This window comes from Deltaproteobacteria bacterium (assembly GCA_019310525.1).
GTDB lineage: Bacteria > Desulfobacterota > DSM-4660 > Desulfatiglandales > HGW-15 > JAFDEE01.
The window spans coordinates 1-6,389 of sequence record JAFDEE010000124.1 but is presented as its reverse complement, the minus strand read 5'-3'; the positions used below and the strand labels follow the sequence as shown (position 1 = coordinate 6,389).

The following is a 6,389-nucleotide window of genomic DNA, read 5'->3' as shown; positions in this document are numbered from 1 at the left end:
ATTCAGGGCCGAAATACGCCCGCTCCGGAGAAAATGTCAGCCCCTGCTTTCCGCTGCCTCCGGGGAATCTGAATCCTCGAAATACTCCAATGTATGGTGCCTCTGCCGCTTGGCCCCCAAGCGGGGCGGTTAAAATTTTCGCCTTCCTTGAACTTGACCAAAATTGAGCATTTTTCAAAGGTCTCTTTATATTAAAGGCCTATATGAAGATTTGTGGATAGAAGAACGTTCGCACCACCGGAAAAGGGGCACGGGGATCTTTTTCGATACGACCACGGGCAGATCACGCCGGAGGCGGACAGGCTCCGCCCCTTTGGGGGCGTAAGAGCCCCTTCCGACCATTATTTTTTTAACCCGGGTTATGCAATTGCCGAGTTTGCCGAAGATGCAAGGCGTAAGGTGCCCCAGACTACTTTTAGTACTTCAAGCGCCTTACAACGCAGCAGATTCGGCAAAATCGGCAATCCCGAAGGGTGACAAATTTTGAATAGATTTGATGTTTTCGGACTGCACCTTTTGGGTGAATGCAACCTGACCTGGAAAGGTGTCCAACCGTCTGCAATCATTAAATAAATGACTTTTTTCAAAATTTGTCATGCATAATCTGGGTTTAAGCGTTTCTAAGCCCTGGCCTTATTCAGCACCGCACCGATCACGGGCCTGTCCTTTAAAAGATCCATGGCCCTCAGCAGGTCCTTGGCCGGCGTCTTTTCGGCCTCCGTCACGAGCAGCACGCCGTCCAGGATCCGGGAAATGACCAGAGAATCGGCACAGGCCAGAAGCGGTGGCCCGTCGAATAGGATAAATCGATCGGGATACCGGTCTTTCATCTCCCTGACCAGTGCATTCATCCTTGGGGAACCCAGCAGTTCCGCTGAATTGGGAAGAGGACGACCCGCGGGGAGTACAACGCATTTATCCATTCCGGGGTTGAGCAGGAGATCGGGGATTTCTGCAGTCCCCAGGAGGTAATCACTCAGGCCTTTTCGGGATTCCAGCCCCAGGAGACGGTTAACCGAGGGCCGCCTCAAATCCGCATCCACGAGGAGCACGGTCTGGTTAAGTTCGTGGGATATGCTGATCGCCAGATTAAGGCATGTGAAGGTCCGGCCTTCGCCGTGGTTTGCGCTGGCGACCAGGAGGGTGTTTCCACCCAGCCGTTCCATCCGGTGCAGAACTTGGGTCCGGAGGAGGTTGATCTGGTCGGTCATGGCCTCTTCGGGGAACCGGGACACGATCTTGTTTCTCCTGAGAATCTCCTCTTCGACCGGGAGGATCCTTGTTCTCCAGTAGGCCGGTCGGGTCTCTTCACCGGCCGGATCGATCCGGGTGCGAGGCCCCTTTTCTCCGGCATCTTTTGTTTTATCCATGGCCTTCCCCGTCCATTTTTTCTCTCCATCAAGGGCCTCCGGGATTTGGCTCCCGGCGGCCTGATGATCACCCTGGTCCCTTTCCTCAACCAAGGAACCCGGACATCCCTATCTTGATCAACCTGCGCTGGAGTTTGATCCAGAACAGGTCCATGGGCATGACAAACCTATCGAATAGGTAAATTCCCAGAACAGCCATTCCCATAAATGCCAGGAACACCGCGATCCGCTTCCTCTGTTTCGCCCTTTTTTCCCAGGGAGTCTCTATCGCGTCGATGACGGCAAGCACCGGAACCCCGGTAAGATGCGCCAGGTGATCCGCCGATTTGACGGAAGGATCCAGGGCCTCCCGAAGGGCCGCCGTTCCCGCCCCGGCCCCCAGGGCCAGGACAAAGGCAATGAGGGCCACGGCCGTCCGGTTGGGCTTGTAAGGTCTTTCCGGCAGCTGCGCCGGATCGATGATGGTGAAGCGCTCGCCGCGCTGGGATTCCTCCATGCCCTGGGCTACTTTGGCTTCCATGAGTTTGTTCATGAGTTCGTTGTATTTCCTCTTGGCGTTTTCGTGGTCCCGGAGGAGCCGGTTGTATTCCTGTTCGACTAGGGGGGTGTCTTCCAGTCGCTTCCTATAGGTCGCAAGCTGCTTTTCGATCCGGCGTTCCTCACGGCGGAGGTTCTCGATTTCTAGTCCCGTGGAGGCGATCTGGGTTTTCAGGTTGATATAAGCGGGATTGTCGGGCTTTTCCTCGGCCAGGATTTTTAGTGCCCTCTCCTTGCGAAACAGGGCCATATTCTCCGAGAAAGCCCGGATCTCCTTTTCAAGATTGATGACGTCAGGGTGGCGAGGCCCCAACTTTGCTTTCATGGAGGACAACCGGGCGGTGAGTTCATCCAGTCGTCTGGCCTGTTCGAGGGCGTCGTCTCCTTCTTTTCCGACCTCGGCCTCCAGTTTTTGAATTTCATTGCGGAGTTTCTTGATATCCGGATGCTTTTCCGAAAAGCGGCTCTTGAGGGAAAGGAGCTTGAGCCTCAAGTACTTCAGGCGTTCCCGGGGGTGCATGACCGCCTTCCCTTCTTCCGTCACCATTGGTTTCAGGGGATCGACGTTCGCAAGCTGCCCCTCCAGCAGGATACGCCTTTCCTGGAGGGTGCCGATCTGCATCTGGATCCGACTCAATTCCTGCTCAAGCCTCCTGATGGCTTGCAGGTTTATTTCGCTGTACTCGGGAAGTTCCCCGATATGTTCCCGCTTGAAAGTGCTGATCCGATCCTGATACCGATCCATCTGCTTTCGGAGTTCCGTAAGTTCCTGCTCGAAGAACTTCGTGGTGGTGGAAGCCCTTTGCTCCCGGGATCTCAGGTTCAGCTCCAGGTAAAGGGAGGCCAGGACGCTGGCGACCTTCTGGACCTTGGCCGGGTCCTTCCCTTCGTAGGAAAGTGAGAAGGCGATGGTGGCGGAAGTGGGTCTGCCGGTGCGCCGGTCGATTACGTCTGCGCTGATGGTTCGGAGCTTGATATCCTCCCGCATTTTCTGGATGATCTCTTCGGTGGTGTATCGATCCCTCATTTCCGGGTAGAGGTTGAAGCGGTGGATGATCTCCAGGAGCCTGGATCGGCTCATGATCTGCTGGGTGATCATCTGGAGCCGCTCTTCCACGAAACCGGTGATCGTGGTCCTGACGTAATCATCCGGGATCAACTGGTTTTCTATCAGTATGGTGGATTGGGACACATAGATGGATGGAAGGGCAATGGCAAGGACGGCCCCGACCAGAAAGACGGCCGAAAAGGATACCAGAAAGGCCCGTCTTCTTCGTCGGACGATACCTTTAAGAAAAGCGAGATCATTGGTTTCGTTCATTGCAATCACCCTTTTCCCGGGAGTCCACGAAGCACCCGGGTATGGCCTTAAACCTACCGACTCCCGGAGAAGCTAGAAGCTGCAGATCAGGGAAATCCATACGCGGTTCCGTTCACGCACCTGACCGTTGGAAAGGGTCTCCTCCCGGTGGCGGTCATAGTCGTACCCGGCCATCAGGGAGCGTCTCCTGCTGAACCGGTACTCCATTGAGGCCCCTAATCCCAGGTGCCTGGCGTTCACCTCTGAAAAGCCGCCTTTGGAGCGGGTTCGATATACGGTGCCTGAAAGATTGATTGTGAACCGAGGGGATAATCTCCTCATTCCGTTGACGTAGAATCGGTTCTGCTCGATGGGTTCTCCCCTGGAAGAGTATCCCTGCTCCCGATTGAACCCCATTGCAGCCGAGTAGGTGCTGCCTTTCTTGGTGAGGAAAAAATCCGCCATGCCCCACCAGGTGCTGTCCCTTTCCGTTACGATCCGAAAAGGCGATGCAAGGGCGTCTCCGGCGGAATCGATTCTCAGCCTTTGATAATCAATCATTGAGCGGCGAAGGCCCAGGGAGCAGTTCAGGCGCCATGTCTCTGTCAGTGAACGGCTCAGGCCGAAATAAAGTCCGTAATCGTCCATCTTGCTCGCCCGGGATCGGTAACCGGAGTAGCCGGTTTTCACCGTAAGGCCTCCCCGCTGATTCAAAAAAGAGCGATTCACGACCATGAAAAAGCTGTAAGTGTCATAACCAGTCAGCCCTGGGTCCCTGTAAAGGGTTTTGCCGCCCTCTAAATGGAGACCCAGGTCGGTGCGTTCGCTGATTTTAAGACCCAGGCCCGCCCCTCCCCCAAGTCGCCTCCTGCGGGTACGAACCGTGAGGAGACCTGTCTCATGGAGTTCCGATTCGAGGGCCTCATCCGTCAGAAATTCGAGGTGCCCTTCCAGGCGCACTCTCTCCGATGCATCGTAAAGACATCTAAGGCCGTAATCCTGCTGTTCGCTATCGTTCCCGATTTCTTCCTGGTGCCTGATGATCGTGGCGGCCCCGTGCCCCGTCACGGACCAGCGCTCGTTCCTGTAATCCAGGGATAAGGCGGGGCGTATGTGAATCAGAAAGTCTCCCTTCCGTTCTGTCCCGGAAAAACCAATATTGTCGTCGTATTCCCCTCGAATCTCGATTGAGGGGTTCAGGGATGTCTCCGCCGCCTGGGCGGAGATGACACATCCCGTCAGCAAAAAAAACAGAAGAATCCCCAACCGGAATGGATTGCCGTCCTTCGGTTTTTGACGGATTGATTCGTGACGCCACTCTCTGGCTGGCCGTGGGACAAAGACCTTTGGAGATGTTTCCCGGCACCTCGATTTTCCAAAAGGAGACCGACCGGAGAGTGCAGAACCAAGGTCTTGTATCCCATTCAAGGCACCACCACGACGTCCCCCCTCTTGAGGAGGATGTTTTGTTCCAGGTTTTCCCCTTTTTTCACCTGGTCGTAATTGAACGACAACGCTAGGGTCTTTCCTCCTTCCACCCGAAGGATGAGGATTTTCTTCGGGGCGGCGAAAGGATTCAGCCCGCCCGCCATGGCCAGGATCTGCATCACGTTGGTGTTGAGGGTGATTGGATACCGGCCGGGCTGGTTCACCTTTCCGATGACATAAGCCATCAGGCTGTTGGCCTTAAGGAGAATGACGGTCACCGTGGCATCCGGGATGTATTCACAGATTTTCCGGGTGATTTTCTCCCTTAGTTGCGGAACTGTAAGACTCGTTACCTCGATCTCTTCTATCAGCGGGAAGGAGATGACCCCGTCCGGCGGGACGAGGATTTCCCTGGTCAAATTTTCGTCTCTCCAGATGGAGACCTCGATCAGGTCCCCGGGACCGATCCTGTAAGTGCATGCCGGGACCTTGGAACCTGACTCCGGTTCTCTCCCGGGAGGATCGCAAGGCTCAGCGGCGACCGAGGGAGAGAAGGCTTTCAGGATCATGGGCAAGAGCAACATCAAGAGGACCAGATATTTTTTCATGGCTTGCCCCCTGTTTTGAGTTTCACTGTCCCACCCGCGGCAAGTACTTTGAAGCAGATGAAGAGTTTGGATTTCAAGGCAGCAATTTTGTCCAAGTAAATGAGGGAAGGCAAGAAGTAGCAATATCGTCCAAGCCGGGAGTCATTCGTCAAAAGACAGCAATATTGTTCAAACGTCAGAACATTTTGCGAGAAGTAGCAATTTTGTCCAAATTTCAGGCCGCACCTGAGTGTTGCGGAATCGGAAACGTTTTGAAAGGCCCCTAAAATAAAGGGGTTTAGAGGATTATGTCCGAACCGGAAAAGTTTTTGTTTTGAGAGTGGTTTTTCAAGAAGATCCTTCGAATAAATCCAAGCCACCTTAAAATACCCGTTATCAGTAAAAGCAGATACGAGAGCCTACTACTTTCATTTGGAGAAGTAAAGCATAAAAGTATTATACCGGCTCAATGGTGAACACGATCATCAGAAGAAGATGGTGTCGGTCGGTTGAAGGCATGGATGGGGGCTGAATTGAAATGACACCTTGGATAAGCGCCCCCTTTTGCCCGAATTTTCGCTGCTTCCGGGGGGATTTATATTCAAGGCTTTCACGAGAATTTGTTGACTGAACAAAGTTCGCACCACCGGAAAAGGGGCACGGGGATCTTTTCGGAAGTGACCTGTTGGGAGGTCTTCGTTATTTCATGGGGTTAGGGATGGGGGAAACCCCGGCTCCCGCTCTCTTAGAGCGTGAGCTGCGGCTTCCCCCACTGATAAGCCGCGAAAACCACGGCGTTCCTCCGCCGGTCACTTCTGTGAGACCTTTGCAAAACGCCCCCTTTTGCCCAATCTCGGCGTCAGGCTCAAATTTTAATCCTCGAAATACTCCAATGTATTCCTGTGGTTAAAATTTTCGCCTTCCTTGACCTTGAACAAAATTGAACGTTTTTCAAAGGTCTCTCAGAAAAGGGGCCATCGGCCCCGGCTCGAACCCTCCCTCCAAGGAGAAAAAGATCGAAAGCGTTAATCCTCGGCCCCCAAATTTCAACCATAACTGACTCATGAGCCGGAGTGATAATGGGCCTTTTTCCACGCCCTTCCAGGATCAAGTATTTCACCTGAAAACCATTGTTCGCACCACCGGGAGAAGGGGCATGGGGATCTT

Annotated in this window: 4 protein-coding genes; all 4 read right to left on the bottom strand. The window is 53.8% G+C overall.

The annotated features are described in order from the left end of the window. Positions 1-620: 620 nt before the first annotated feature. Positions 621-1,463, bottom strand: a complete 843-nt coding sequence (locus JRF57_15725; GenBank protein MBW2305148.1) for an AAA family ATPase — start codon at positions 1,461-1,463, stop codon at positions 621-623. Continuing rightward, positions 1,456-3,228, bottom strand: a complete 1,773-nt coding sequence (locus JRF57_15720; GenBank protein ID MBW2305147.1) for a lipopolysaccharide biosynthesis protein — start codon at positions 3,226-3,228, stop codon at positions 1,456-1,458. Before JRF57_15720 ends, JRF57_15725 begins: the two co-directional genes overlap by 8 nt. Positions 3,229-3,300: 72 nt before the next feature. Further along, positions 3,301-4,452, bottom strand: a complete 1,152-nt coding sequence (locus JRF57_15715; protein ID MBW2305146.1) for an outer membrane beta-barrel protein — start codon at positions 4,450-4,452, stop codon at positions 3,301-3,303. A 179-nt stretch (positions 4,453-4,631) separates the two neighbouring features. Further along, a complete protein-coding gene (locus JRF57_15710) occupies positions 4,632-5,204 on the bottom strand; it encodes a polysaccharide export protein (GenBank protein MBW2305145.1) in 573 nt (190 codons plus the stop codon). Positions 5,205-6,389: the final 1,185 nt, after the last annotated feature.

What these genes read in the sequence shown, in the direction of transcription:
- JRF57_15720 (MBW2305147.1), bottom strand. Translation starts at nt 3,228, where the DNA reads ATGAACGAAACCAATGATCTCGCTTTTCTTAAAGGTATCGTCCGACGA.
- JRF57_15710 (MBW2305145.1), bottom strand. Translation starts at nt 5,204, where the DNA reads ATGATCCTGAAAGCCTTCTCTCCCTCGGTCGCCGCTGAGCCTTGCGAT.